Genomic DNA, 26105 nt, shown 5'->3' with positions numbered 1-26105 from the left:
AATGGCTCAGGCAATGAAAATCGCGATCGTTGATGATGAACAAGACATGCGTCAGTCGATCAGCCAGTGGCTGGCGCTTTCGGGCTATGACACAGAGACGTTCGGCAGCGCCGAGGATGCGCTGAAAACACTGGGGCCGGATTACCCCGGTATCGTGATCTCCGACATCAAGATGCCCGGCATGGGCGGCATGCAGTTCCTGAAAAAGCTGATGGGGACCGACAGCGCGCTGCCCGTGATCATGATCACCGGCCACGGTGATGTGCCCATGGCTGTCGAGGCGATGCGCGTCGGCGCGTTCGACTTCCTTGAAAAGCCCTTTAACCCCGACCGGATGAGCGAACTGGCCAAGAAGGCCACCAATGCGCGCCGTCTGGTCATGGACAACCGCGCCCTGCGTCGGGAACTGTCTGACGGCAGCCAGTTGATGAAAAAGCTCATCGGCGGCTCGCCCGTGATGGAGCGGCTGCGCGAGGATATTCTGGATCTTGGTCAAGCCGACGGTCACGTGCTGATCGACGGTGAAACCGGTACGGGCAAGACGCTGGTGGCGCATGCGCTGCATGCTGTGGGATCGCGCGCGGGCAAGAAGTTCGTGCTGGTCAGCTGCGGCGCGCTAGAGGAAGACGCGCTGAGCAAGCGTTTGTTCGGGCCCATGATGCCTGAAGACGCCCAGCTTCCCGCGATCGAGGAGGCCCGCGGCGGCACTTTGGTGCTGGAAGGGGTTGAATCGCTCAGCGAGACGCTGCAAGCCCGTCTTCTTAGCGCGATCAATGACCAAGGCACGCCTGCGGAAACGCGGATCGTTGCGATTTCGAACCTGCAAGAAGCGGGGCGCACCTCCGAAGATGCGCTGCGTTCTGATCTTTTCTATCGTCTGGCTGCTCTGCGCATCACCGTGCCGCCGCTGCGCCAACGGGGCGAGGATATTCTGACGTTGTTCACACGTTTGTCCGAAGAATTCGCGGATGAATATGGCTGCGAGACTCCGCAGGTTTCCGCGCAAGAGGCCGCGCAACTGTTGCAAGCTCCCTGGCCCGGGAACGTGCGCCAGTTGATCAATGTGGCTGAACGCGCTGTGTTGCAGTCGCGTCGCGGGTCCGGTTCTATCGCATCACTGCTGATGTCGGACCACGAAGAGATGCAGCCGGTGATGACCACCGACGGCAAGCCGTTGAAAGAATATGTAGAAGCCTTCGAGCGTATGCTGATCGATAATACCATGCGCCGGCACAAAGGGTCTATCGCCAGTGTGATGGAGGAGTTGTGCCTGCCGCGCCGGACGCTGAACGAGAAGATGGCGAAATACGGTTTGCAGCGCTCGGATTACCTCTGAGCGCCGCATTTTGAAGAAAGGCTCAGCCGAGCCGCGTCTCGATCAGCTCGCGTGCCGCACCGGTTTCATCGGTGTAGCAGGTCCACGACGGGCCGCCGGGGATATCGACAATATGCTGGCCCGTCTCGACGATAGGGATGGTCGTGTTGAGTGTACCGCCCGATTTGCCGGTGTGTTTTTCCACGGCACGGATGCAACTGCGCTTGGACGGGCCCTCGGGGTCGCTGCCGCCGGTCGTGCTCATGTCTTCGCAGGCGGCAAGCGCCAGAAACGGCAGGCACAGGGCTGCGCGCAGGGAAATATACATTCGTATCATCCTTATCTGTCTTATTTTTGTGCATCCCGTCACAGGGCTGCGGCACGGGCATAAACCCGCTGGCAAAGCTTTTCCCATAGCACCGACGCTTGTCAAGCAAGGCGGCAGGGGGCGTGATACCGCTATCGGCCCCCGTATCTGCAAAGCCGCTAAACGCGATTTCCCATTGTCATTTGGTGCCTTCTGCCGTTAATTGTAGATAGGGCTGTTTGCCTCTTTGGATGGCAAACCAGACCCCAGACAGTTTCGATGCCTCGGTTCCCCGGCATGTGGTGACCAGGCAGACCGATTAGGCCCTTAAAAAAGGCTCAAGAACCGCTGACGATTGCGCCGTGCCTTTGGCCGGACAACCGCAGTAAATTAATGGATATGGGGGCGCGGTACGCACCACCCATGTCGGAGAAGAACCGCGATGACGCGCGCAGACGCCAAGAGCAGACAGACAGGCGGCCTTTTGGGCCCTGTTTTAGCCGCGTCACCCATCGCCCTGACAAGACATACCCTGCCTCGCAGCGCCCCACCGGGGCTGCTGTTTGCGCAGCTGTGCAAAATGGATTTATGCCTAAGAAAATGCTTATCGATGCCACCCACGCTGAGGAAACTCGCGTTGTTGTGGTTGACGGAAACAAGGTCGAAGAATTTGACTTTGAATCAGAGAATAAACGCCAACTAGCTGGCAATATCTACCTCGCGAAAGTCACGCGGGTCGAACCTTCGTTGCAGGCCGCGTTTGTGGATTATGGCGGCAACCGTCATGGTTTCCTCGCCTTTTCGGAAATTCACCCCGATTACTACCAGATCCCCGTCGCTGACCGTCTGGCGCTGATGGAGGAAGAGCGTGCCTATGCCGAAGCGCAGGCCGCCAAGGAAGACGAAGACGAAAAGCCCAAACGCCGGACACGCTCGCGCAGCCGCAGCAAGTCCAAAGCCGAAGACACCGTGTCCGATGACGCGACGGTCAGTAAAGACGCCGATGCGACCGACAGCGACCAGATCAACGGCATGCAGACCGTCGATCTGGACGATGAAGAAGGCTCCTCTCCGATGGAGCGGGTTGCCGAGACGCCTGTCGAAGAGCCAGACGGCGATGACAGCAAGGCAGAGGGTGACACCCCCAAGGCCGCCAAAGCAGATGCGAAAGACGCCGCAAAACCTGATGCCGATGATCAGGACGACAGCGACGACGCGGATGACAGCGACGATAGCCCCAAGGCTAAAGATGCGTCCTCCAAGGATGACAGCATCGAATCCGTGGCGGATGACGATGACCACGACGATCTGCGCACCGCGCGCAAGCCACGGCCCAAGCGCTATAAAATCCAGGAAGTCGTCAAGGTGCGTCAGATCCTGCTGGTGCAGGTCGTTAAAGAGGAACGTGGCAACAAGGGCGCGGCGCTGACAACCTATCTGTCGCTGGCCGGCCGGTATTGTGTGCTCATGCCCAACACCGCGCGTGGGGGCGGCATCAGCCGCAAGATCACCAACGCCGCGGACCGCAAGAAGCTGAAAGAGATCGCAAACGAAATTCAGGTGCCAAAAGGTGCCGGTCTGATCGTGCGCACCGCCGGTGCACAACGCACCAAGGCCGAGATCAAGCGCGACTACGAATACCTGCAACGCCTGTGGGAACAGATCCGCGAGCTGACGCTGAAATCCATCGCGCCCGCCAAGATCTACGAAGAAGGCGACCTGATCAAACGCTCGATCCGCGACCTTTATAACCGCGAGATTGACGAGGTGTTTGTCGAAGGTGAACGCGGGTACCGCATCGCCAAGGACTTCATGAAGATGATCATGCCGTCCCACGCCAAGAACGTGAAGCTCTATAGCGAAACACTGCCCTTGTTCGCGCGCTATCAGGTCGAAAGCTACCTCTCGGGCATGTTCAACCCCACGGTACAGCTACCTTCGGGCGGGTATATCGTGATCGGTGTGACCGAAGCGCTAGTTGCCATCGACGTGAACTCGGGCCGGGCCACCAAGGAAGGCTCCATCGAACAGACCGCGACCAAGACTAACCTGGAAGCCGCCGCCGAAGTCGCCCGCCAGCTGCGTCTGCGCGATCTCGCTGGTCTGATCGTCATCGACTTTATCGACATGGACGAGCGTCGCAATAACGCCGCCGTTGAAAAGCTGATGAAGGAAAAGCTGAAAACCGACCGTGCGCGTATTCAGGTGGGCCGTATTTCCGGCTTTGGCCTGATGGAAATGTCGCGCCAGCGTTTGCGTCCCGGTATGATCGAGGCGACGACACAGCCGTGCCACGCCTGCCACGGCACCGGCCTGATCCGGTCGGACGACAACCTTGCGCTGTCGATCCTGCGCCAGATCGAGGAAGAGGGCACCCGCAAACGGTCGCGCGAGGTGTTGATCACCGCGCCCGTCGGCATCGCCAACTTCCTGATGAACCAGAAGCGCGAACATATCGCCCATATCGAAGGCCGCTATGGCATGGCCGTGCGCATCGAAGGCGACCCCGCTTTGGTCAGCCCCGATTTCTCGCTTGAAAAGTTCAAGACCGCGACACGCGTTGTCACGCCGATCGAACATGTGGTGTCGGTTGATACCTCCATCATGGACGAGGTCGACGATCTGGATGTCGATCCGGAAGCAGATGCGGACAACGCTGACAATGAACCCAGCGGCAACGGCAATGGCGGGCAGAGCCAGCACAATGGCTCTGACGATGACAATGATGGCGAAGGGAAACCCAAGCGTCGTCGTCGTCGCCGGCGGCGTCGGGGTGGCAAATCCAACGGGGATGATGCGGCCAACGGTGAAAACAACGGCGATAGCAACACTAACGGTGACAACGGCGATAGTGACGCGCCCGCGGAAACCGAGGCGGATACTGCTGGTGCCAAGGATGACACGAAAACGGATGCGGCTGCAGACGCCGCTTCTGATGACGCGAAACCGCAGGACAAACCCAAGCGCACCCGCAGCCGGACCCGCAAACCCAAGGCTGATGCCGCGGCAGAAGCGACCGTAGACGCGGATGCCAAGACCTCCGAGGACGCGAAACCTGCCGACGCGGTCCCTGCCGACGCGGAAGCCGCCGAAGACGCGCCCAAGCCAAAACCCAAGCGGACTCGCACGCGCAAGCCCAAGGCCGCTCCGGTTGAGGCTACCGAAGAGGGCTCGCAAGAGGCACCCAAGCCCGAGGAAACACCTGCGCCAAAAGAGCAGCCAACCCCCGAGCCCAAGCCCGAACCAGAGGTGACGCCAGACGCGCCGACGCCCGAGCCCGCAAAGGAGCCGACGCCGATCCCGACGCCGGAACCCACGCCTGCGCAGCCGTCCCAGCCCGCCGAGGTGGAGCAAACGCCGGCCCCGACCGAGGTGCCCGATAGCACCCCGACGGAAATGCCGCCCGCGCAGGAAATCCAGCCGGAGCCACCGGTCACCGAAGTACCTCAGCCCGAGGCGACCCCGCAGGCGGAGCCCGAAAAACCCGCCAAGCCCAAGCGGCGCGGCTGGTGGTCCTTGGGCGGCTAAGCAGCGCCCCTGCGCTGACATATAGAAACGACAAAAGGCAGACCTTCGGGTCTGCCTTTTTTCTGCGGTATCCGCGGCGCGGGGGGCAGCGCGGGCTGTTACTTTTTGCGGATCACATAGGCCTGCGGCGTTTCGTCCATCGCGGCGCTTTCAAGGCTGTGGCCGGCCTCGGCACAGAAATGCGGGATGTCGATGATCGCGGCGGGATCATCCGCATGCACGGTCAGAAGATCGCCAGAGGCCAATGATTGCAGGCGTTTACGGGCTTTGAGCACGGGCAGGGGGCACAAAAGCCCCGTCGCGTCGAGAAAGTTTTTATCTGTCATGATCCTCAGATAAGCCACATGTTTCAACGCGTCCACAACCTTGTGACGGGGATCACGCGCAACAGCAGGTGACGCGCCGGACAAAGCAGATTATGGCTGATGTCATGTTTGGATTTGACCTGATCGACGCGGGACTACTGCCCGCCATACTCATCGCGCTGACCGCCGGGATCATCAGCTTCCTGAGCCCCTGCGTCCTGCCCATCGTCCCCCCGTACCTCGCCTATATGAGCGGGGTAACCCTGAACGACATGTCATCGGTCGCCGCCGCGCGCCGCAAGGCTGTCATCGCGGCCCTGTTCTTTGTGATGGGGCTCAGCACGGTGTTCCTTATTCTGGGGTTCACGGCCTCTGTTTTCGGGGCGTTCTTCCTGCAAAATCAGGTGCTCTTCGCGCGGCTGTCGGGCATTGTGGTGATCATCTTTGGTCTGCATTTCCTGGGCGTTTTCCGCATTCCCTTTCTCGACCAAGAAGCGCGTCTGGATGCGGGCGACAAGGGCGGCACGTCCTTTGGGGCCTATATCCTTGGGCTGGCCTTCGCCTTCGGCTGGACACCCTGCATCGGGCCGCAGCTTGGCGCGATCCTGTCGCTCGCGGCGTCCGAAGCCTCGGTCACGCGCGGCACGCTTTTGCTGGGGGTCTATGCGGCGGGCTTGGGTATTCCCTTTTTGCTGGCGGCGATGTTCATCACCCGCGCCACCCACGTCATGAACCGGATCAAGCCCTATATGAAGCTGATCGAACGCGGCATGGGGATCTTGCTGGTGGTCGTCGGTCTGGCGCTGCTGACGGGAGCGTTTACGACCTTCTCTTTCTGGTTGCTGGAAACATTTCCTGCATTGGGATCCTTGGGTTAGGCGCCTTACTCTTGCCGGAAAACCTGTTTAAGCTGCGGCGAAATACAGGGTGAACGATGGCCGAGAACATAGAGCAGACAGTCAGGACGCGACGGGTTTTCTATATCCCGGGCTATGACCCCATTCATCCGCGCCGCTACCGCGAGCTTTACCGCAAGGAAGGCAGCGCGCAGGCGCGGATCTCGGACTATCAGATCGCGCTGTCGCCCAAGAAGGGCGGCGGGAACTACGGCTGGAACGTCGCCGCGCATATCGATGGCGTTGATGTAGAGGCTCAGGTCGACGTGCTCGTCTGGTCCGACATCGTGCGCATCTCCATGAGCAATTCGATCCTAGCGACCTATGGGCAGTTGGTGCAGACGGCTTGGGTCTATATCGCATCGGGTGCGCTTTGGCGGTTGATGAAGCTGCGCAAGGGGCCGGTGATTGCAGCGCTTTATCCGGTGGGGATGTTGCTGCTGCAACTGTTGATCGCGGCCCTCGCGGGCAAGCTGCTCTACGCGGGGGTGACCTTCTTTGGCGGGGCTGCGTGGTTCAAGGGGATCGCCGCCGCCGCTGGCGTGGGGCTGGGTTGGCAGGTGCTGCGCTGGTTCAAGAAACACGATGGCAAGCTTTTCGCCTATTACCTGATGCATGATTACGCCTTCGGGGCCGCGACGCGAGGGGCGAACCCGCCCGCGCTTGAAACGCGCATGACCGAATTCGGGGATGCCATCGCGCAGGCGCTGAGGTCTGATGTGGACGAGGTGCTTGTCGTGGGCCATTCCTCGGGCGCGCATCTGGGGGTGTCGATCCTTGCCGATCTGATCCGCGCGGGCCGTGTCCCTGCTGACGGACCTGCGCTGGCCTTTATGACCTTGGGGCAGGTGGTGCCGATGGTGTCCTTCCTGCGCGATGCCCACCGTCTGCGCGCTGATTTGCGCTTTCTGTCCCAATGCGAGGGTCTGACGTGGGTCGATGTGACCGCCCCCGGCGACGGCTGTGCCTTTGCGCTTTGCGATCCGGTAGCGGTGTCGGGCGTTGCCCCCGAGGATAAACGCTGGCCGCTGGTGTTTTCCGCGGCCTTCACTCAATCGCTGACCCCAGCCCGCTGGAAAGAGCTGCGCTGGCGGTTTTTCCGGCTGCATTTCCAATACCTCTGCGCCTTTGATGCGCCCAAGGACTATGACTATTTCCAGATCACCGCCGGCCCGCACAGTCTGGCCGAACGCTATGCCGGACGGCCTGCATCCCGGTCGCGCATTGTCAAACCGGTGAATAAATTCACCTCTACCGCGCCATGACGCTGCCCCCCAAACCCGAGAGCCGCCCCGCGAAAGTGTCGCTTTGGCGCTATGCGCGGCTCTTTCGCCAAGACATCCTGTCGGCGCAGCCCGCACGGCTGTATCGGGCCTGGATGGCAGAGTTCAAGACGCCGTTCTTCCGCAGTTATCTGATCAACCAGCCCGATCTGATCCAGACCGTGCTCAAGACGCGCCCCGACGATTATCCCAAGTCCGACCGGATCGGCGAAGGATTGCGCCCGCTGCTTGGCAATTCGGTCTTCCTGACCAACGGGGCGATATGGAAACGGCAGCGGCGCATCATCGACCCCGCGTTTGAAGGGGGCCGTTTGCGCGAAACCTTCCCCGCGATCTGGGACGCGGCAGAGGCAGCGGCGGCACGGCTTGCGCCTCATGATGGCGCGCCGCTAGAGGTCGAGGCGCAGACCAGCCACGCGGCGGCGGATGTGATCTTTCGCACGTTGTTTTCGATTCCCATCGAACACCACATGGCGCGCGAGGTCTTTGACGAATTCAAAACCTATCAGCGCAGCCAGCCGATCCTGAACATCGCGGCCTTTGTACCGCTGCCCCGCTGGCTGCCACGGCTGTTCCGCCGCGACACCAAACGCAGCGCTGCCAAGATCCGGCGACTGATCACCGCGCTGACGGCCGAACGGATGGAGGCGATCAAGGCGGGCACCGCACCAGACGATCTGGCGACCAAGATCATGACCACGCCCGATCCCGAAGACGGATCTACCTTTACCACCGATGAAATGGTCGATCAGGTCGCGATCTTCTTTCTTGCGGGCCACGAGACGAGCGCCTCGGCGCTGGCATGGGCGATGTATCTGGTGGCGACCCATCCCGACTGGCAGGACCGTCTGGCCGCAGAGGCGCAGGCGATCGACCAGTGCGATTTTGCGGTTATGGGCAAGCTCAAACAAAGCCGCGATGTCTTCCGCGAGGCACTGCGCCTTTATCCCCCCGTGCCGATGATGGTGCGCGAAGCAAGCTGCCCCGCGACGTTCCGCGACCGGACCGTGGCGCGTGGGGCACAGGTGGTGATCAGCCCGTGGCATCTGCATCGTCACGAACGCCTGTGGGATAACCCCGACGGGTTTGATCCGGCGCGTTGGCACAGCGAGAACGGCAAGAAATGCCAGCGCGAGGCCTATCTGCCGTTCAGCGCCGGTGCGCGGGTCTGCCCGGGGGCAGGCTTCGCCATGGTCGAAGGCCCGTTGATCCTGTCGCGTATCCTGCGCGATTACCGCATAGAGGTTGTCGGCGAAAAGCCACCTATTCCCGTGGCACATCTGACAGTTCGTTCAAAAGACGGCATTTTGCTGCGCTTTGTCCGGCGCTAACGATATATCATCGCGGGAATAGATGCGTTAAACGAACATTCGACGGAATCAATAAGGGCCAGGATCATCATGACCACGACAGACGCACAGCGCACACAAATGGAAACAGGGGAGGGATTTGTGGCCGCATTGGACCAGTCGGGCGGATCGACCCCCAAGGCGCTGAGCCTTTATGGCGTTGAACCCTCTGATTACTCGGGCGATGCCGAGATGTTTCAAGCCATGCACGACATGCGCGCGCGGATCATTCTGGCCGATGATTTCACCTCTGGCAAAGTTCTGGGCGCGATCCTGTTTGAACGCACGATGGACAACACGATTAACGGCAAACCTGTGGCCCAACTGCTGTGGGAAGACCGCGGCGTTGTGCCTTTCCTGAAGATCGACAAAGGTCTGGAAGACGAAGCAAACGGCGTGCAACTGCTCAAACCCATGCCCGAGCTAGACGATCTGCTGAAACGCGCGAAAGCCGCCGGAATCTTTGGCACCAAGGAACGGTCGGTCATCCAATCCGCCAATGCCGAAGGGATCGCGTCGGTCGTGGCGCAGCAATTCGCCGTTGCCAAAACCGTCTGTGCCGCCGGTCTGGTCCCGATCATCGAGCCAGAGGTGAACATCCATTCCGAGAGCAAGGCGGAAGCCGAAGACATCCTGAAATCCGAGCTCGAGAAACACCTCGCCGCGCTGTCCGCGGAGGAACTGGTGATGCTCAAGGTGACCCTGCCAGAACGCGCGGGGCTTTATGACAGCCTTGCGGATCACCCCAATGTGCTGCGGGTCGTGGCGCTGTCGGGCGGGTATTCGACCGAAGACGCCTGCGCGCGTTTGACGCAAAACCCCAAGATGATCGCCAGCTTCTCGCGCGCGCTGACCGAAGGGTTGAACGTCAAAATGTCGGATGCCGAGTTCAACACGGCACTGGGGCAGAACATTAGCAAGATCTACGACGCCTCTGTCGCCTAAATTGGAATTTTCCTAAATTCCGCGGGGGTTTTCTTGGGAAGAAAACCCCTAAACAATAATGCGGATCGGCTCTTGATTGCAAAAGATCACGAGCTGGCCCGCATTTTCTACAGCGTGATAGCCGCGGCGTAGCAGTTCTTGCTCGAACGCGTGGCGGCCCACATATCTTTCGACATCCCTGACATTCCGCCGCACGACACACCCGCTGCGGGCGGCCTTCGAACTGAATAGGGCGAGCATCCAGCCCTCGGGCGACAATGGAGAAAACTGTTGTTTGACCATGGGGGAAACTTACCCCCGCGAAGGTAAACGTTCCCTTAATGCACGCAGCACATAGACGCGGATCGCAGAGGCCAGCCCCGCTTCAACGCCGCGCTCTGCATCGATCTGCGCCACCAGCGCATTGATCGGCATGTCCATCTCTTGCGCAAGGTCGCGCAATTCCTGCCAGAATTCATCCTCCAGCGAGATCGACGTACGGTGACCCCGAAGGGTCACCGAATGTTTCACCGGCCGGGCGCTCATGTGTCGCGCTTATGGGCTTCCAGATTGCGCGAGATTTGCGCCAGACGGGCTTTTAAAACCTCTTTCTGGTCCTTGCTCTGGCCGAACTGTACCGCGTTTTCATCGGCACGGGCCTTGCGCGAGGCGCGGTTGCGCTCTTTCTTGACCTTGTTGAGGTTGATGGGGGCGCTCATTCTTTGGGTCCGATCATTTGCTCCGGCCGCACCACGCGGTCGAATGTTTCGGCATCGACAAAGCCCAAGGCGATTGCTTCTTCCTTGAGCGTCGTGCCGTTCTTGTGGGCCGTCTTCGCGACTTTGGTCGCGTTGTCATAGCCAATCGTGGGGGCCAGCGCTGTGACCAGCATCAGGCTTTCTTTCATCAGCTTGTCGATACGTTCGACATTGGCCTGCGTGCCGACCACCATATTGTCCGTGAAGGCCGAGGCGCTGTCGCCCAAAAGCTGCATGGATTGCAGGACGTTATAGCTCATCATCGGGTTGTAGACGTTAAGCTCGAAATGCCCTTGCGACCCGGCAAAGCCGACGGCGGCGTCATTACCCATGACATGCGCACAGACCATTGTCAGCGCTTCGGCCTGCGTCGGGTTCACCTTGCCCGGCATGATCGACGACCCGGGCTCGTTCTCGGGCAGGATCAACTCGCCCAGACCCGAACGCGGGCCGGACCCCAGCAAGCGCATGTCATTGGCGATCTTGAACAGCGATCCCGCCACGGTTTTCAGCGCACCCGAGAACATGACCATCGCGTCATGGGCGGCCAGCGATTCAAACTTGTTCGGCGCGGTGACAAAGGGCAGGCCGGTGATCTCGGCCATATGCGCGGCCACGGCTTCGGCCCAGCCTTTTTTGGTGTTCAGACCGGTGCCAACGGCAGTACCGCCTTGAGCCAGTTCATAGATATCGGGCAGGCAGGCGTTGACCCGTTCGATCCCCTTTTTCACCTGATGCGCATAGCCCGAGAATTCCTGACCCAAGGTCAGCGGTGTCGCATCCTGGGTATGGGTCCGGCCGATCTTGATGATGTCCTTGAACTCTTCGGACTTCGCGACCAAGGCGTCGTGCAGTTTTTGCAGACCGGGCAGCAGCACATCGCGGGCCTGCATGCCGATGGCCACATGCATCGCGGTGGGGAAGGTATCGTTGGACGACTGTCCCATGTTGCAGTGGTCGTTGGGGTGGACCGGATCTTTCGACCCCATCTCGCCGCCCAGCATCTCGATCGCGCGGTTCGAGATCACCTCGTTCGCGTTCATGTTCGACTGGGTGCCGGAACCGGTCTGCCAGACGACCAGCGGGAAATTGTCGTCGAACTTACCCTCGATCACCTCGGTCGCGGCGGCGGTGATCGCATCGGCCAGCTTCTGGTCCAGATTGCCCTGGTTCAGGTTTTCCATCGCACAGGCTTTTTTCACGACGCCAAGGGCGCGGATGATCGGCACGGGCTGTTTTTCCCACCCGATGGGGAAATTGATGATCGACCGCTGGGTCTGCGCGCCCCAGTATTTGTCGGACGGCACTTCCAATGGGCCAAAGCTGTCGGTTTCTGTACGGGTATCGGCCATGAAAAGGCTCCTGATCTTGGGCTTATGTCTGATCAGGGTTTACCCCGCGGGCCGCTGCGGTGCAATGAGCCGATGGCGCTAACCTTGGCGACAAGGCGCGGTGATCGGTCGATTACTTGCGGAAGCTGTCCAGCGATACGATTTCGGCGGCTTTCGGGGCTTCTTCCTCGACCTCAAGCTCGCTTTCGTCCTGCTGGGGCAGGTCTTCGTCCTCGTCCTGCTGGCCGGGTTCTTGCTGTTCAAACTTCAGGCCGAATTCCACCGACGGATCCACAAAGGTGCGGATCGCGTCATAGGGGATATACATCGGTTCGGGCGCATCGCCAAAGTTCAACGTGACCGAGAATCCTTCCTCGGTGACCTCAAGCTTGTCGTACCAATGCTGCATGACAACGGTCATCTCGCCGGGGTAGCGGTCAGACAGCCAATCGGCCAGTTCCGCATCCGGATGTGAGGTGTCGAACGTGATAAAGAAGTGATGGTTGCCGGGCAGTCCATTGGCTGCAACGTCAAGTAATACCTGACGAATTAACCCGCGCATGGCATCGTGCATCAGATTGCCATACTCAATGCTTCGGCTCATTACTTCTCTCCGGCCTTGGTTGATGGCGATAGCATACGGCATTTCGCACCAGTGAAAAGGGGGCGCAAAAATTTATAGCAACAGGCGCCAGCAAAGTGCCAATGCAGCGCTTATCGTCATCGTCAGGACAAAGCCGAACCGCAGCCCCAGCATCAACACTCCCGCCACACCCGTCAATACAGCGGCCACGGGATCAAAACTGCTCCAATCAGGCAGAGGCACGGCCAGATGCGCCATAGTCAGCACGCGTTCAAACATCACATGCAGCGCGAACCAGACCGATAGATTGGCAATCACGCCGACGACGGCGGCGGTAATCGCGCGCAAGGCCCCCGCCAGCCGCGGCTGCGCCGAGATCGCCTCCAGATACGGGCCGGCAAGGAAAACCCATAGAAAACAGGGCGTAAACGTCACCCAAAGCGCCAGAGCCCCGGCCGAGACCGCGCCCCATGGCCCCGATTGGGCAAAACCCGCCAACAGGGCGACAAACTCCGTCACCAGAATGAGAGGGCCCGGCGTCGTCTCGGCCAGCCCCAAAGCGTCGATCATCTGTTCGGTGGTGATCCACCCGTGATCCTGCACCACAGTCTGCGCCATATAGGCCAGCACCGCATAGGCGCCGCCAAAGGTCACCACCGCGAGCTTCGAGAAGAAGAGCCCGATCTTGAGCAGGAATTCATTCCCCATACCCCAGACAAACATCAGCGGCGACGCCCATAGCGCGACCCAAAGTCCGATGACGCCGAAGGGGCGGGCAGGGCGATGATGTAGCCCCTCAATCTCGGCCATGCTGCCGTGCCCGGTGGCACCGAAAGCGCCCCAAAGGCCCGCACCCAGAATGATCAGCGGGAAGGGCAGGCCAAAGACGAACAAAGCCACAAAAGCCAGCTCGGCCAGCACCCATCCCGCGCGCCCGTGCAACGCTTTCCGTCCCAGATTGCGCAAGGCTTGAAAGACCACGACAATGACCGCCGCCTTGATCCCCATAAACGCGGCTTGAACCAAGGGAAGCTGGCCGAAATAGGCATAGCCAAAGGCCAGCGCCAGAATGACCGTAGCCCCGGGGAGTACAAACAAAAGCCCCGCCAACAGCCCGCCAAGGGTGCCGCGCAGCCGCCATCCGGCATAGGTCGCCAGTTGCATTGCCTCTGGCCCGGGCAACAACATGCACAAGGACAGCGCGCGCAAAAACCCGTCTTCCGAAAGCCAGCGATGACGCTCGACCAACTCTTTGTGCATCAGGGCGATCTGGGCCGCTGGCCCCCCAAAGGACAGCACCCCGATCCGCCCGAACACGTGCGCCAGCAGGCCCCATTCCGGTACACTCATATCTCGCATATGCCTCTCACGATGCCCCGCGCCAGAGGTCGCAGTACCGGCCCCCGAGGTCAAGCGCCGGTGGGGCACCGATTGGCACTGCCCGCACATACGCGCGGCGGGTTTCAAACGATGCGGATTGTCAGTTAGGGGGCGCGGGTTGCTATCACGCCAAACTATCGAACTCGTTGAACTCTTTGAACGGCACGTCCAGCATCCAAGGGAACCTTGATTTAAAGTCCTCGTCGTCGCGCCAATTCTCGACCTCTGTCCATCTTTCACCGACGCTGACACGCGAGTCGTTCACGTCGCTCAACGTGCGGATATACATGAGTTTCCGAGTGTCGCTGGTGTAGCCGAACCGTTTTGGTGCATCCATATGGCCGATGCCGAATATGTTTTTATGGTCTTTCCTGCCAACCATCGTCAGACCCAAGTTGATGAATTTAAAGCGATGTGCCCATAGCTGAACCTCGTCGTCACGCAGGCCCAATGCGTACCCCTTTGGGAATGTGTAAAAATGGGGCGTGCCCTCTGCTTCGAGCGGCTCGGCTTGCGCTAGATGCGCTCTGAGCGTTGCGATAAAATCCGAAGACAGCCCGTCATCATCATCAAGGACGACTTGCGCTACCGGATCGCTCCCTGCGAATTTTGCGATTGCGTGGCGCTGAAACTTCCTCGCCGGGCCCTGCGGCGCGAATTGTATCGTGAACTTGCCAGCCCCTAAACGGTCTTCACACATATCGGTCAGCTCTGATTTCGCCCAATCGGGCATCTGATCGCTGGAGAGGATGAAATGGTGAAAGTTATCGTCCGTTTGCGACGCGAGGCTCGCCAATGCGATATTGTTGAACAGCCACAGCCGCCGCAATAGCCTGTTTTTATCGAACAGCATCGCCGCATCTTTGGAAAAGTCGCTTTGCCATCCTGACGCCCCTAGAAACGAGAACCGAGTTGAGACAAGGATTTCAGTCGATTGGGACATTGAGCGGCTTCTCTGCGTTGTGGGCGGTTAATGTATCTTATTAAAAATTATGGACTTTTTGACTGCAAGTCAAACAAACCCGAACTGCGCGTTGAAAGTCAGGGTTCAAGGGCTTGGGTGTTCTGCCCTTCATTCTGAAGCGGACGAAGTGCTTATGCAAGCTGCCCTTCGATTGCAGCACAGGCGAAGGCCCGCCTGACCATAAGCAGGCCGAAAGTGCACATCATGCGCTTGAAAGTGGAAAATTACGGGGGAGAGGTAAGTGCAGGTTTCTGTTGCCAGGTACCTGCGAACCCCGCCTTAGGTCGCTAAACGTAAGGACTTAAGTTTCAATAGTTCCGGTCGCTTACGCGGCCATCGCCATTGGAGCACGATTGTCATTTGCAATTGTACATTTTACGCCGATAACGGTGGCAGTCAGCCGAGATAAAGCAACATCTTTAGACGTTCGTCGATCCTATTTCGACCCCATGATCCGCAAATGACGGATGTTTGGTGGAGTCGCCGGGTACCGCCCCCGGGTCCGAACCGCTTATTACATGCGCGTTTATACCCATAGTCCCGAAGGACACCCCAGATATAAGGGGCGTGATTTGCTTTGCAAGGGGAAAGCTTTGAAAACGAAAGGTGACCCGCGGGCTATCGGGCCGCGTCACTCTGTTTGCTGCGGCGGGCAAAGACGGTGCGGGCGAGGGCCTGGGTCTCTTCCTCAAGCAGGGTCAGCCCTTGGGCGGCGGCGCCGGCGTCGCGGGCGGCGATCGCGGTGGCGATGTCACGATGGCGCGCGACGATGGCGTCGCGGGACCATGCGGTGAAGGTGATCATGTTCATCAGCGGCTGCATCGCTTCGACAGCACCGGCGAGTTGATAGGACAGCACCGGATTGCACGCCCCATCGACCAGCGCGCGGTGAAACGCGACATCAGCCGCGCAAAAGCCCGCGTCCGACAGATCGGGGGCAGATTGCGCGGTAAGCGCGTTTTGCATCGCGTCTAGATGATGATCCTGCCTGCGTGCCGCCGATAGGGGGGCGCAGGCGCGCTCTAGCGCGAAGCGGGCCTCGCAGGCGGTCTCGAAGCTCACGTCGTTCATCGACAAAAGCAGGGTAGAGGTGGTGATCTGCTGCGTTTGGGCGGCTTCAAAGCTGATGCGATTGACGAAAGCGCCGCCCGTTGCCCCCCGTTGCGTACGGATCAGTGATTGTGCCGCCAACCGCTTGAGCGCCTCGCGCACCGTCGCGCGCGAGACGTTGAACTGCGCCGACAGCTCCGCCTCGGAGGGGAGGCGTTCGTCGACGATCAGCACACCCTTGATGATTGCATCACGGATGTTCGCGGCAATATGGCTGGACAGATCAGAGGCGGTTTCTGGCGTGGAATTCATATGTCTTACATTTATGGTTTGGAAAAACTTTAATTGTCTGACATTAATTTTGCAAGATGTGAGTCGGCGGGCAACTCCACTGGCGCGCAGCTTGAACCCATGGAACCGAGGGGCCAGCCCCTCGGGCTCCCCGGAGTTTACTGGCAAAATGAAGCGGGCCCTGAACGGCGGTCCGAGACAGGAGAAATGATGTTTGATGCGTTGATGGTGAATAAGGATGAGGAATCCGGCAAGACCCATGCCGAGGTTACCCAGATCGACCTTGACCGTTTGCCCGAGGGTGATGTGACCGTTGCTGTCGAATATTCGACCGTGAACTACAAGGACGGGCTGTGCATCGGACCGGGCGGCGGCTTGGTGCGCAAGTATCCCCATATTCCCGGTATCGATTTCGCAGGCACCGTGGAGGCATCGGACGATGATCGTTACAAACCCGGCGACAAGGTCGTGCTGACCGGCTGGCGTGTGGGCGAGGCCCATTGGGGCGGCTATGCGCAAAAGGCGCGTGTGAAGGCAGACTGGCTGGTGCCGCTGCCCGAGGGGCTGGATACCCGCCAAGCCATGGCCGTGGGCACGGCGGGCTTTACCGCGATGCTGTCTGTCATGGCGCTGGAGGATCACGGGCTGGTGCCAGGCAACGGGCCGGTGCTGGTGACGGGTGCCGCCGGTGGCGTGGGGTCCGTCGCGGTCGCCATCCTTGCTGCATTGGGTCACGAGGTCGCCGGTGTGACGGGCCGCCCGGATACGGCGGATTATCTGAAATCGCTGGGTGCCACGCAGATCGTCGCGCGGGAAGAGTTGAACGAAACCGTTAAACGTCCGCTGGAATCCGAAACCTGGGCCGGTTGCATTGATGCCGTGGGCGGCGAAATGCTGGCGCGGGTCTTGGGGCAGATGAAATACGGCGGTTCAGTCGCAGCTGTCGGGCTTGCAGGCGGGGCAGGGTTGCCGGCCACGGTGATCCCCTTCCTGCTGCGCGGTGTGAACCTGCTGGGGATCGATTCCGTCATGCAACCCTATGACAACCGTCTGCGCGCATGGCAGCGGATCGGGAAAGACCTGCCACTGTCCAAGCTTGAGGATATGGTCGTGCCTGCGACACTGAGCGATCTGCCCAAGCTGGGGGCAGACATCCTGAACGGTCAGGTGCGGGGCCGTGTTGTGGTTGATGTGAACGGCTAAACCACCGGCACTAAGGCTACGATTTGTCTGGCGGCGGCCCCTTGGGGTCGCCGTTTGGCGTATTTAGGGACTGGTACGGCCTTGACCTTGCGGGGTCAGCACTAGCTTTGCATCACCTTAACGCAAAGTGTGACATGTCCGATAAAAGCCCCATCCTTCTTTGGTATCGCCGCGATCTGCGGCTTAGCGATCATCCGGCCCTATCTGCCGCTGCAAACGCGGGGCGGCCCGTGATACCCGTCTTTATCAAGGACAAGAGCGTCAACGCCCTTGGCGCGGCACCGAAATGGCGTCTGGGGTTGGGGGTCGGGGCGCTGGCGGACAGTCTTGAGGGGGTGTCGAGCAGGCTGATCTTGCGTGAAGGCGATGCGCTTGAGGCATTACAGGCTCTGATCAAGGAGACGGGCGCGGGCACGGTCTATTGGTCGCGGCTTTATGATCCGGACAGCGTGCAGCGCGACAGCAAGATCAAAGAGACCCTGTGCAACGACGGGATAGAGGCGAAATCCTTTGGCGGGCACGTCATGTTCGAACCCTGGACGGTCGAGACCAAGGCGGGCGACTGCTATAAGGTCTACACGCCGTTCTGGAACAACGTCAAAACCCGTGATGTTGAACCGCCGTTGTCCGCACCTTCAGATCTGCCCGCGCCGGAAAGCTGGCCCGACAGTGATGCGCTGGACGGGTGGGGCTTGGGGGCTGCGATGGACCGTGGTGCCGATGTGGTGCGCCGGTTTGTCTGTCTGGGCGAAAAAGCCGCGCAGTCGCGGCTGGGGGCGTTCATGGCGCATGGGGTGGCCGACTATAAGCTGACCCGTGACATTCCCGGCACCGATGGCACGTCGAACCTGTCGGAAAACCTGTCGCTGGGTGAGATCAGCCCGCATCAATGCTGGCACGCCGCACAGCGCGCCTTGCATGACGGCAAACAGGGGGCGGAGACCTTTCTGAAAGAGCTGGTGTGGCGCGAGTTTGCCTATCACTTGATGCATCACACGCCACGGATGCTGACCGATAACTGGCGCGAGGAATGGGATGCCTTCCCCTGGAACGAAGATGAACGCCGCGCCGAGGTGAAAGCCTGGAAACAGGGGCGCACGGGCGAACCCTTTGTCGATGCCGCCATGCGCGAGCTCTATGTCACCGGCCGCATGCATAACCGGGGCCGCATGATCGTCGCGAGCTATCTGACGAAACATTTGATGTGTCACTGGCGCATCGGGCAAAAGTGGTTTGAACATTGTCTAATCGACTGGGACCCCGCGAGCAATGCGATGGGGTGGCAATGGGCGGCGGGGTCGGGGCCGGATGCGTCTCCGTATTTCCGCGTGTTCAACCCCGAGACACAGCTGGATAAATTTGATAAGAATAGAGACTACGCCAGTCGCTGGATCGCCGAAGGGCGCGCCAATCCGCATAAGGACGCGCTTGCATTCTTTGATGCGATCCCGCGCAGTTGGCCCTTGTCGGCGGATGATGACTATCCCGAAAAGATCATCGCGCTGGACGAAGGGCGCGAACGGGCCCTTGAAACCTATAAGGGGCGAAACTTTTAACCTTTATGAAACGTGGATCTCCCACGTAACACCCATAAACCAATAAGATACGCGTCCAAGCGCATACTGGAGAGCGAATGATTTTGACCAGCACCGAGGGGCAGACTGCCCTTCCACGATATTTCTCGCGTGTTTTTGCGATGGCGCAGGAAATGCAAAACGGGCAGGTCGACTTTGTTTTGCCCGACGGGCGGTGCTTTCGCGCAACCGGAAAGAACCCGCTGCCCGTTGCGGAAATCCGTATCCATAACAATGACTTGTTCGCGCGTCTTATCAGGGAGGGTGATCTTGGTTTCAGCGATGCCTACCTTGACGAATGGTGGAGCACACCGGACCTGCAGGCCTTTATGGACGTGGCCCATGCGAATGAGGATATCTACGATTCATTCCCCGGCATGGGGTTGATCCGCAAATTTGAATCCCTGCGCTTCTGGTTGCAGCGCAACAGCAAGAAGCAAGCGCGTAAGAACATCAGCTATCACTATGATTTGGGGAATGATTTCTACAAATTGTGGCTTGATGACACGATGACCTATTCAAGCGCGCTTTTCGAGGACGGCTTTCAACAATCGCTAGAGGCGGCGCAGACTGCGAAATATGCCTCTATGGTGGATCAGATGGGAGTCTCGGCTGGGGACCATGTGCTGGAAATCGGCTGCGGCTGGGGCGGTTTCGCTGAATATGCAGCGAAGGAACGCGGGCTCAAGGTCACCTGCCTCACGATCAGCAAAGAGCAGTTTAACTACGCCAAAGAACGTATTGAAAACGCGGGCTTGGCGGATGTCGTTCAGTTCAAGCTTCAAGATTACCGTGACGAGCGTGGCACCTACGATGGTATTGCCAGCATCGAGATGTTCGAAGCCGTTGGGGAACAGTATTGGCCTTCGTATTTCAATACGTTGCACGCCTGTCTTAAACCTGGGTGTCAAGCGACCCTGCAAATCATCACTGTGCCGGATCGTCGCTGGAAGGTTTACAAGCGAGGCGTTGATTTCACTCAGAAATATATCTTTCCGGGGGGTATGCTACCAAGCCCCACGGTGTTGAAGCAACAGGTTGAGAATGCCGGGCTAGCCGTTGAAAAGTCTATCGAATTTGGGAAAAGTTACGACGTCACGCTGCGCCGCTGGCATACGACCTTCAATGAGAAGTGGGAAGAGATCGCGCGCATGGGCTTTGACGAACGCTTTAAGCGGATGTGGGATTTCTACCTCACGTCTTGCGCGTCTACCTTTGACAGCGGCAATTGCGATGTGACACAGATTACCGTGAAGCGTCCGGCCTGAGGGCGCATTGCTTGTAGTCTAAGGAAATCCCGATGCCGACCGCTGCCCGCCTGACAGCCGCTTTCTGCCTGGCGCTGATGGGCTTTGCCCTTTCGCGCATGATCATGCCCCTGATGCCTGAATCCACCCAGTTCGGGTATTTCATTCCCACCAATATTGCCCTCGGGCTCGCGGTCGGGTGGCGGGTCATGGGGGCACGTGCGGGCGGTGGCGTTTCCGAAGGGATCACCATCGGGCTGACCGGTGCCGTGGTTCTGGTGTTCTGGGGGCTGTTCATCCAGGCAGGCCGCGAGATGATCGAGAACGCGATGATGCACCGCTATGGCGGTGTCGGAGAGGCGCTGGTGGGCATGATTGGTATCGGTGCCGAATACTTCCTGATCATGGCAACTGTGCCGATCATCGCGGTCGTGTTGATTGGTGGTGCCGTCAGTGGCGTGATCACAAACCTTATCGACAGCAAGTTCCCTTAAGCCGATGACAGATCTTTTTCTCTATGGGTCGTTGCGGCATGTGCCGCTGCTTGAAATTGTGATGGGGCGCGCGGCGGACCGGCTTGACATCTCGCCGGATCGTTTGCCGGATCACATCGCCTTGTCCGTTGTCGAGGGGCCGTTCCCCTGCATCGTGCCGGCACCGGGCCAATCCGCCGAAGGGTTGTTGCTGCGCGGGTTGGGGCAGAACGATCTGGACCGCTTGAATTTCTACGAGGGCAGCTTTGCCTACGACCTGCAAGAAATCACGTTGGAAAGCGGCGCAAAGGCTTTGGGCTATTTCGCGCGGCCCGATCAATGGACAACGCGTGACCCGTGGTCGCTGGCACAGTGGCAGACGGACTGGGGAGCGCTCAGCTGCTTTGCCGCGCGCGAGGTGATGGATTATTTCGGTGTCTATACTGCCGACCGCGTGGCGCAGATGTTCCCGATGATCCGGTCACGGGCAGCGGCGCAGGTGAATGCGCTTCGGTCGAAACACGGGGCAGGGACGCTGGACGGCAAGGTCCGGATCGACCGGATTGACCGCGCCTATACCAATTATTTCGCGCTGAACGAATATCACCTCGCGCACGAGCGTTTCGACGGCACGATGACCGATGTGCTGGAGCGTGCGGTCTTCGTCGCGACCGATGCCGCCTTGGTGCTACCCTATGATCCGGTGCGGGATCGGGTGATGCTGGTAGAGCAGCTGCGCATGGGGCCGGTGGCGCGGGGGGATCGCGCGCAGTGGCAGCTTGAACCCATCGCGGGCCGTGTTGATCCGGGCGAAAGCCCCGAAGACGCCGCGCACCGCGAAGCGCAGGAAGAAGCGGGTCTGACCCTGCGCAAGCTTGAAAAAATCGCGGAAGTCTATGCCTCTCCGGGGGATTCTACGGAATTTTTCTATATCTATCTGGGCCTTGCCGATTTGCCCGATGATAGCACCGGCGTGAACGGGCTTGAGGCCGAAAACGAGGATATCCGGTCCCATCTCATCGGCTTTGATGCGCTGATGACGATGGTAGACCAGCTTGAAGCTGCCAATGCGCCGCTGGTGATCGCCGCTTACTGGCTTGCGCGGCATCGGGAACGCTTGAGGTTGGAAGCGCCCGCCGCTACACCGGATGTAACTTGATTTAGGAGCATCCCATGCACGTCGCATCTGATCTGGCGCAGGCCATTGGCAACACCCCTCTTATTCGTCTGCGCAAGGCGAGCGAGGAAACCGGCTGCGAGATATACGGCAAGGCAGAATTCATGAACCCCGGCCAGTCGGTCAAGGACCGTGCCGCGCTGTTCATCATTCAGGATGCCATTGCCAAGGGCACGCTGAAACCCGGCGGTACGATTGTCGAAGGCACGGCAGGGAACACCGGTATCGGGCTGGCACTTGTCGGCGCATCAATGGGGTTCAAAACCGTGATCGTCATTCCTGAAACACAAAGTCAGGAAAAAAAGGACATGCTGCGCCTTGCCGGGGCCGAGCTGGTGCAAGTGCCCGCGGCACCCTACCGCAACCCCAACAACTTTGTGCGCTACTCGGAACGGCTCGCGAATGAACTGGCGCGCACCACGAATGAAGGGGTGATCTGGGCCAACCAGTTCGACAACGTCGCCAACCGTCAGGCGCATATCGAAACCACCGGCCCCGAGATCTGGGAGCAGACCGGCGGCAAGGTTGACGGATTCTGCTGTGCGGTAGGATCTGGCGGCACGCTGGCCGGGATCGGCATGGCGTTGCAGCCCAAAGGCGTGAAAATCGCGATTGCCGACCCGGACGGGGCCGCGCTGCATAACTATTACACCAAGGGTGAACTGGTCGCCGAAGGCGGATCAATCGCTGAAGGTATCGGTCAGGTCCGCATCACCAAGAACCTCGAAGGGTTCACGCCCGATTTCAGCTACAACGTCTCGGACGCAGAGGCGCTGCCCTATGTCTTTGATCTGCTGCAACACGAAGGGCTTTGCCTTGGGGCGTCGTCGGGTGTGAACGTCGCCGGTGCGGTGCGTCTGGCCAAGGATATGGGGCCGGGGCATACAATCGTGACGATCCTGTGCGACTTTGGCACGCGCTATCAGTCGAAACTGTTCAACCCCGACTTCCTGCGCGAAAAGGATCTGCCCGTGCCCGCTTGGCTGGACCGCGCCCCACAATCCATTCCCGGCGTATTCGAAGACCAATGATCGCGACGCTCAGGGGGCTTCTGGCCTGCGGTCTTCTGGCGCTTTGCCTGACGACCGCGGCTTTCGCGCAGACCGACGTCGAAGAAACGGCGGAGCAATGGGATAGTGTTGCGGTCAAGGCGGAACAATCGGTTGAAGAGGCCGACACACCGACTTCCGAACTCGACAGCCTGCGCGGACGTATCGTCAACTACCGGTCCGAGTTCGAGGCCGCGCGCACGCTGAACGCTGAACGTATCGCTGCGCTGCGTGACCAGCTTGCCGCCTTGGGCACAGCGCCCGAGGGCGAAAATGCCGAACCCGAAGCACCAGAGGTGGCCAAGACCCGCGCCGACATCAACCAGCAGCTGAACACCCTGCTGGCCCCCGTGCAGATCGCAGAGCGCGAGTTTCTGCGCGCAGACGGACTGGTGCGCGAGATCGACAAGATCATTCGCGAACGCCAGACCGAACGGCTGCTCCGCACCACGCCGTCGCCGCTGAACCCCGCCTATTGGGGCCCCGCGCTGGTCGAGATGCAGGATGCCTTTGCCGCTTTCTGGCAGGAAAGTGCTGAACAGGATACGGACAGCGCGCTGAACACGTTGGAAAACAACCTGCCGACCGTTTTCTTCGCGGGTATTGCAGGCTTGCTCTTGCTGTTCCGCGGCCGTGTCTGGGCGATGAAGATTGCGCATACCCTGCGCGTTCATCAGGCGCGCGGCATGGGGATCTGGCGCTTTGTCGTCTCCCTGTTGCGCATCCTGTTCCCGCTGGTGGGGCTCTACCTGCTGACCATCGCGGCACGGCAATCTGGTTTTCTGGGCACACGCGCGACACAGGTCGTTGAATTGCTGCCGCTGATTGGCCTGCTTATCTTCGGGTTCCGCTGGGTGTCCGAACGGGTCTTTGCCCGCGAAGAAGACGAAGCGCTTTTGCCGCTGTCTGCACAGCAACGTAAATCCGCACGGTTCTACGTGAACGCGATCACCTTCGTGATGATCCTGTCTATCGTGGCGCTGACGGTGCTTGAAATCGGTGACCCCAGCTTGGCGACACGCGCGGTGGTGCAATTCCCGCTGGCGGTGCTGACCAGCCTCGCGCTGTTCCAGATCGGTCGGATCCTGCGCAGCTACCGTGAACCCGAAGAGGATACGCCAGACGCCGATGGCATGACCAAAGCGTCGTCCCATGCGCGGGTTGTACGCAGTGCCGGGCTGGGGGCTATTGCGGTCTCTGTTGTGGCACCGCTGCTGTATGCCTTTGGCTATCAGGATCTGTCGGATGCGATCCTGCGCCCCTATGTGACGACACTGGCGGTGCTGGGGCTGGTCATGGCGCTACAACGCTTTTCTGCGGATGTCTATGGCGCGATCACGGGGCAGGGCGTTGCCGCACGCGAAGCGCTGATGCCGCTGTTCTTCGGTCTGATTCTGCTGTTACTGGCGATGCCTGTGCTTGCGCTGGTCTGGGGCGCACGGGTCGCGGACCTGACCGAGTTATGGGCCGCATTCTCGCGCGGGTTCACCATCGGGGAAAGCCAGATCTCGCCGTCGAACCTGCTGGCCTTCGCGGTTATCTTTGCGATCGGTTATCTGCTCACGCGGCTGCTGCAAGGGGCGCTGCGCAGCAATGTCCTGCCCAAGACCAAGATCGACATCGGCGGGCAGAACGCGCTGCTGTCGGGGCTGGGCTATGTCGGGATCTTTCTCGCCGCGCTGGCCGCGATCACGGGGGCGGGCATTGACCTTAGCTCGCTTGCCATCGTCGCCGGTGCGCTGTCGGTCGGTATCGGTTTCGGTCTGCAGAACATCGTCAGCAACTTCGTCTCGGGGATCATCCTGCTGATCGAACGCCCCATTTCCGAAGGCGACTGGATCGAGGTCGGTGGCAAGTCCGGCTATGTGCGCGATATTTCGGTACGGTCCACGCGGATCGAAACCTTTGACCGCACCGATGTCATTGTCCCGAATGCCGATCTTGTCAGCGGTACGGTGACCAACTTTACCCGTGGCAATACCGTGGGGCGGGTCATTATCTCGGTCGGGGTGGCCTATGGCACCGATACCCGCCGTGTCGAGGCGATCCTGCGCGAGATCGCGGAGGACCAGCCGCTGGTGCTTGCGAACCCCGCGCCGAATGTGCTGCTGGTGCGGTTCGGGGCCGACGCGCTGGAGTTCGAGATCCGTGCCTTCCTGCGGGACGTGAATTGGATGATGTCGGTCAAAAGCGATATCAACCACGCCATCGTCGAACGCTTTGCCGCCGAAAACATCGAGGTGCCCTTTCCCCAGCGGGACGTATGGCTGCGCACCCGCGCCGGCGAAAAAACCTCTAAGCAGGATGGAGAGGACAGTTGAACGAGCCGATCTACCTCACCGACGCCTATGCCCGCGACAGTGCCGCAAAAGTCATCGCCATCACCGACGAGGGCGGGATCGTGCTGGACCGGACGGTGTTCTATCCCACGGGCGGCGGGCAACCAGGGGACAGCGGTTGGCTGAACTGGGACAAGCAGCGCATGCCGATTGCGACGACGGTCAAGGGGCTGGACGGGTCCATCATTCTGGTTCCGGCCGAACCCGAGGAAATCCCCCAGCCGGGCACCCATGTCACGCAGAAGCTGGATTGGGACCGCCGGCACCGGCATATGCGGGTGCACAGCCTGCTGCATCTGTTGTCCGTGGTCGTGCCGTTCCCCGTGGTGGGAGGGCAAATCTCGGCCACCCATGGGCGGCTGGACTTTGACCTTGCCGATGCGCCAGAGGATCGCGACGGCATCGAGGACGCGCTGGCGTCCTATATCGCGCAGGATTTGCCGATTACGGATCACTGGATTACCCAAGAGGAACTGCAAGCCGCGCCTGAGCTGGTCAAGACGTTATCCGTCGCACCACCGGTCACGGCGGCCAACGTACGTCTGGTGCAAATCGGAGAGGGTGACGCATGGATCGACCTGCAGCCTTGCGGCGGTACCCATGTTGCCCGCACCGGAGAGATTGGCGCGGTACGCCTTGGCAAGATTGAGAAAAAGGGGCGCGGCACCCGCCGGATCTACGTCCATCTCGACAGCTGAACGGCGCATTGAAATCTTGTTGAATTTCGCGCGTTTTACCCCTTGCACCCCGCCCGCAGGTCACGTTAAACACCCCCTCAA

At 60.0% G+C, this 26105-nt stretch carries 24 protein-coding genes and 1 other RNA gene; 14 read left to right on the top strand and 11 right to left on the bottom strand.

Annotated features, from left to right (window positions below):
* The first annotated feature begins 1 nt into the window (after window position 1).
* Window positions 2-1336, top strand: a complete 1335-nt coding sequence (locus EE36_RS15120) for a sigma-54 dependent transcriptional regulator (protein WP_009824697.1) — start codon at window positions 2-4, stop codon at window positions 1334-1336.
* 22 nt (window positions 1337-1358) lie between these two features.
* Here the strand turns inward: EE36_RS15120 and EE36_RS15115 are convergent, their stop codons facing one another.
* A complete protein-coding gene (locus tag EE36_RS15115; RefSeq protein ID WP_005853692.1) occupies window positions 1359-1643 on the bottom strand; it encodes a hypothetical protein in 285 nt (94 codons plus the stop codon).
* Window positions 1644-2210: 567 nt separating this feature from the next.
* Between EE36_RS15115 and EE36_RS15110 the strand changes: the two genes are divergently transcribed.
* Window positions 2211-5150: an Rne/Rng family ribonuclease gene (locus tag EE36_RS15110; RefSeq protein ID WP_005853690.1), complete on the top strand. Its 2940-nt coding sequence runs from the start codon at window positions 2211-2213 to the stop codon at window positions 5148-5150.
* A gap of 98 nt (window positions 5151-5248) precedes the next feature.
* On the opposite strand, the gene EE36_RS15105 is transcribed toward EE36_RS15110, so the two are convergent.
* Window positions 5249-5476, bottom strand: coding sequence for a sulfurtransferase TusA family protein (locus EE36_RS15105; protein WP_037945031.1), 228 nt, complete (start codon window positions 5474-5476; stop codon window positions 5249-5251).
* 104 nt (window positions 5477-5580) lie between these two features.
* On the opposite strand from EE36_RS15105, the gene EE36_RS15100 reads away from it, so the two are divergent.
* The 4 genes from EE36_RS15100 to EE36_RS15085 all read left to right on the top strand — a co-directional run bounded on the left by EE36_RS15100 (window position 5581) and on the right by EE36_RS15085 (window position 9928).
* Window positions 5581-6333 (top strand): cytochrome c biogenesis CcdA family protein, encoded by a 753-nt coding sequence (locus tag EE36_RS15100; protein ID WP_037945030.1) that lies wholly within the window; start codon window positions 5581-5583, stop codon window positions 6331-6333.
* Between the two features lie 56 nt (window positions 6334-6389).
* Window positions 6390-7616, top strand: coding sequence for a hypothetical protein (locus EE36_RS15095; protein WP_005853685.1), 1227 nt, complete (start codon window positions 6390-6392; stop codon window positions 7614-7616).
* Window positions 7613-8965, top strand: coding sequence for a cytochrome P450 (locus EE36_RS15090; protein ID WP_005853683.1), 1353 nt, complete (start codon window positions 7613-7615; stop codon window positions 8963-8965). The genes EE36_RS15095 and EE36_RS15090 overlap by 4 nt, the downstream gene beginning before the upstream one ends.
* A gap of 69 nt (window positions 8966-9034) precedes the next feature.
* Complete coding sequence (locus EE36_RS15085; RefSeq protein WP_005853681.1) at window positions 9035-9928, top strand: fructose bisphosphate aldolase; 894 nt, start codon at window positions 9035-9037, stop codon at window positions 9926-9928.
* Between the two features lie 48 nt (window positions 9929-9976).
* On the opposite strand, the gene EE36_RS15080 is transcribed toward EE36_RS15085, so the two are convergent.
* The 9 genes from EE36_RS15080 to EE36_RS15045 form a co-directional block, all read right to left on the bottom strand.
* Window positions 9977-10210, bottom strand: coding sequence for a hypothetical protein (locus EE36_RS15080; protein WP_005853679.1), 234 nt, complete (start codon window positions 10208-10210; stop codon window positions 9977-9979).
* Window positions 10211-10219: 9 nt separating this feature from the next.
* The gene (locus tag EE36_RS15075) at window positions 10220-10453 is read right to left on the bottom strand and encodes a ribbon-helix-helix domain-containing protein (protein WP_005853677.1); all 234 of its coding nucleotides are present in this window, start codon (window positions 10451-10453) and stop codon (window positions 10220-10222) included.
* Window positions 10450-10626, bottom strand: a complete 177-nt coding sequence (locus EE36_RS15070) for a DUF4169 family protein (RefSeq protein WP_005853675.1) — start codon at window positions 10624-10626, stop codon at window positions 10450-10452. The genes EE36_RS15075 and EE36_RS15070 overlap by 4 nt, the downstream gene beginning before the upstream one ends.
* Window positions 10623-12017: a class II fumarate hydratase gene (gene fumC, locus EE36_RS15065; protein ID WP_005853673.1), complete on the bottom strand. Its 1395-nt coding sequence runs from the start codon at window positions 12015-12017 to the stop codon at window positions 10623-10625. Before fumC ends, EE36_RS15070 begins: the two co-directional genes overlap by 4 nt.
* 112 nt (window positions 12018-12129) lie before the next feature.
* Window positions 12130-12600: an SspB family protein gene (locus EE36_RS15060; protein ID WP_005853671.1), complete on the bottom strand. Its 471-nt coding sequence runs from the start codon at window positions 12598-12600 to the stop codon at window positions 12130-12132.
* A gap of 72 nt (window positions 12601-12672) precedes the next feature.
* Window positions 12673-13929 carry a chromate efflux transporter gene (chrA, locus tag EE36_RS15055; protein WP_005853670.1) on the bottom strand — a complete coding sequence of 419 codons (1257 nt, stop codon included), beginning with the start codon at window positions 13927-13929 and terminating at the stop codon, window positions 12673-12675.
* 154 nt (window positions 13930-14083) lie between these two features.
* Window positions 14084-14902, bottom strand: coding sequence for a glycosyltransferase (locus EE36_RS15050; protein ID WP_005853669.1), 819 nt, complete (start codon window positions 14900-14902; stop codon window positions 14084-14086).
* 261 nt (window positions 14903-15163) lie between these two features.
* Window positions 15164-15510, bottom strand: a transfer-messenger RNA (tmRNA) gene (gene ssrA, locus EE36_RS17400).
* 31 nt (window positions 15511-15541) lie between these two features.
* Window positions 15542-16285 (bottom strand): FadR/GntR family transcriptional regulator, encoded by a 744-nt coding sequence (locus EE36_RS15045; RefSeq protein ID WP_005853668.1) that lies wholly within the window; start codon window positions 16283-16285, stop codon window positions 15542-15544.
* Between the two features lie 189 nt (window positions 16286-16474).
* Between EE36_RS15045 and acuI the strand changes: the two genes are divergently transcribed.
* The 8 genes from acuI to EE36_RS15005 all read left to right on the top strand — a co-directional run bounded on the left by acuI (window position 16475) and on the right by EE36_RS15005 (window position 26024).
* Window positions 16475-17467, top strand: a complete 993-nt coding sequence (gene acuI / locus EE36_RS15040) for an acryloyl-CoA reductase (RefSeq protein WP_039912037.1) — start codon at window positions 16475-16477, stop codon at window positions 17465-17467.
* A 134-nt stretch (window positions 17468-17601) separates the two neighbouring features.
* On the top strand, window positions 17602-19023 hold the full coding sequence (locus EE36_RS15035; RefSeq protein ID WP_005853666.1) for a deoxyribodipyrimidine photo-lyase: 1422 nt from the start codon (window positions 17602-17604) through the stop codon (window positions 19021-19023).
* Between the two features lie 77 nt (window positions 19024-19100).
* Entirely contained in the window at window positions 19101-20309 is a 1209-nt protein-coding gene (locus EE36_RS15030) for a cyclopropane-fatty-acyl-phospholipid synthase family protein (protein ID WP_005853665.1), read from the top strand.
* Window positions 20310-20341: 32 nt separating this feature from the next.
* Window positions 20342-20782 (top strand): TrgA family protein, encoded by a 441-nt coding sequence (locus EE36_RS15025; RefSeq protein WP_005853664.1) that lies wholly within the window; start codon window positions 20342-20344, stop codon window positions 20780-20782.
* A 4-nt stretch (window positions 20783-20786) separates the two neighbouring features.
* Complete coding sequence (locus EE36_RS15020) at window positions 20787-21920, top strand: NUDIX domain-containing protein (RefSeq protein ID WP_005853662.1); 1134 nt, start codon at window positions 20787-20789, stop codon at window positions 21918-21920.
* A gap of 14 nt (window positions 21921-21934) precedes the next feature.
* The gene (locus EE36_RS15015) at window positions 21935-22969 is read left to right on the top strand and encodes a cysteine synthase A (protein ID WP_005853660.1); all 1035 of its coding nucleotides are present in this window, start codon (window positions 21935-21937) and stop codon (window positions 22967-22969) included.
* Window positions 22966-25308, top strand: a complete 2343-nt coding sequence (locus EE36_RS15010) for a DUF3772 domain-containing protein (protein ID WP_005853658.1) — start codon at window positions 22966-22968, stop codon at window positions 25306-25308. Before EE36_RS15015 ends, EE36_RS15010 begins: the two co-directional genes overlap by 4 nt.
* The gene (locus EE36_RS15005; protein ID WP_005853657.1) at window positions 25305-26024 is read left to right on the top strand and encodes an alanyl-tRNA editing protein; all 720 of its coding nucleotides are present in this window, start codon (window positions 25305-25307) and stop codon (window positions 26022-26024) included. Before EE36_RS15010 ends, EE36_RS15005 begins: the two co-directional genes overlap by 4 nt.
* The last annotated feature ends 81 nt before the right edge of the window (window positions 26025-26105 follow it).

Origin of the sequence: Sulfitobacter sp. EE-36, assembly GCF_000152605.1 — a bacterium.
GTDB classification, from domain to species: Bacteria; Pseudomonadota; Alphaproteobacteria; order Rhodobacterales; family Rhodobacteraceae; genus Sulfitobacter; species Sulfitobacter pontiacus.
Note: the sequence above shows the minus strand (reverse complement) of the source record. Positions and strands in the feature narration are given on the sequence as shown.

What these genes read in the sequence shown, in the direction of transcription:
- EE36_RS15020 (WP_005853662.1), top strand. Translation starts at nt 20,787, where the DNA reads ATGACAGATCTTTTTCTCTATGGGTCGTTGCGGCATGTGCCGCTGCTT.
- chrA (WP_005853670.1), bottom strand. Translation starts at nt 13,929, where the DNA reads ATGAGTGTACCGGAATGGGGCCTGCTGGCGCACGTGTTCGGGCGGATC.
- EE36_RS15015 (WP_005853660.1), top strand. Translation starts at nt 21,935, where the DNA reads ATGCACGTCGCATCTGATCTGGCGCAGGCCATTGGCAACACCCCTCTT.
- acuI (WP_039912037.1), top strand. Translation starts at nt 16,475, where the DNA reads ATGTTTGATGCGTTGATGGTGAATAAGGATGAGGAATCCGGCAAGACC.
- EE36_RS15025 (WP_005853664.1), top strand. Translation starts at nt 20,342, where the DNA reads ATGCCGACCGCTGCCCGCCTGACAGCCGCTTTCTGCCTGGCGCTGATG.
- EE36_RS15110 (WP_005853690.1), top strand. Translation starts at nt 2,211, where the DNA reads ATGCCTAAGAAAATGCTTATCGATGCCACCCACGCTGAGGAAACTCGC.
- EE36_RS15120 (WP_009824697.1), top strand. Translation starts at nt 2, where the DNA reads ATGGCTCAGGCAATGAAAATCGCGATCGTTGATGATGAACAAGACATG.
- EE36_RS15080 (WP_005853679.1), bottom strand. Translation starts at nt 10,210, where the DNA reads ATGGTCAAACAACAGTTTTCTCCATTGTCGCCCGAGGGCTGGATGCTC.
- EE36_RS15075 (WP_005853677.1), bottom strand. Translation starts at nt 10,453, where the DNA reads ATGAGCGCCCGGCCGGTGAAACATTCGGTGACCCTTCGGGGTCACCGT.
- EE36_RS15045 (WP_005853668.1), bottom strand. Translation starts at nt 16,285, where the DNA reads ATGAATTCCACGCCAGAAACCGCCTCTGATCTGTCCAGCCATATTGCC.
- EE36_RS15090 (WP_005853683.1), top strand. Translation starts at nt 7,613, where the DNA reads ATGACGCTGCCCCCCAAACCCGAGAGCCGCCCCGCGAAAGTGTCGCTT.
- EE36_RS15115 (WP_005853692.1), bottom strand. Translation starts at nt 1,643, where the DNA reads ATGTATATTTCCCTGCGCGCAGCCCTGTGCCTGCCGTTTCTGGCGCTT.
- EE36_RS15095 (WP_005853685.1), top strand. Translation starts at nt 6,390, where the DNA reads ATGGCCGAGAACATAGAGCAGACAGTCAGGACGCGACGGGTTTTCTAT.
- EE36_RS15060 (WP_005853671.1), bottom strand. Translation starts at nt 12,600, where the DNA reads ATGAGCCGAAGCATTGAGTATGGCAATCTGATGCACGATGCCATGCGC.
- EE36_RS15105 (WP_037945031.1), bottom strand. Translation starts at nt 5,476, where the DNA reads ATGACAGATAAAAACTTTCTCGACGCGACGGGGCTTTTGTGCCCCCTG.
- EE36_RS15010 (WP_005853658.1), top strand. Translation starts at nt 22,966, where the DNA reads ATGATCGCGACGCTCAGGGGGCTTCTGGCCTGCGGTCTTCTGGCGCTT.
- EE36_RS15070 (WP_005853675.1), bottom strand. Translation starts at nt 10,626, where the DNA reads ATGAGCGCCCCCATCAACCTCAACAAGGTCAAGAAAGAGCGCAACCGC.
- fumC (WP_005853673.1), bottom strand. Translation starts at nt 12,017, where the DNA reads ATGGCCGATACCCGTACAGAAACCGACAGCTTTGGCCCATTGGAAGTG.
- EE36_RS15100 (WP_037945030.1), top strand. Translation starts at nt 5,581, where the DNA reads ATGTTTGGATTTGACCTGATCGACGCGGGACTACTGCCCGCCATACTC.
- EE36_RS15050 (WP_005853669.1), bottom strand. Translation starts at nt 14,902, where the DNA reads ATGTCCCAATCGACTGAAATCCTTGTCTCAACTCGGTTCTCGTTTCTA.
- EE36_RS15030 (WP_005853665.1), top strand. Translation starts at nt 19,101, where the DNA reads ATGATTTTGACCAGCACCGAGGGGCAGACTGCCCTTCCACGATATTTC.
- EE36_RS15035 (WP_005853666.1), top strand. Translation starts at nt 17,602, where the DNA reads ATGTCCGATAAAAGCCCCATCCTTCTTTGGTATCGCCGCGATCTGCGG.
- EE36_RS15085 (WP_005853681.1), top strand. Translation starts at nt 9,035, where the DNA reads ATGACCACGACAGACGCACAGCGCACACAAATGGAAACAGGGGAGGGA.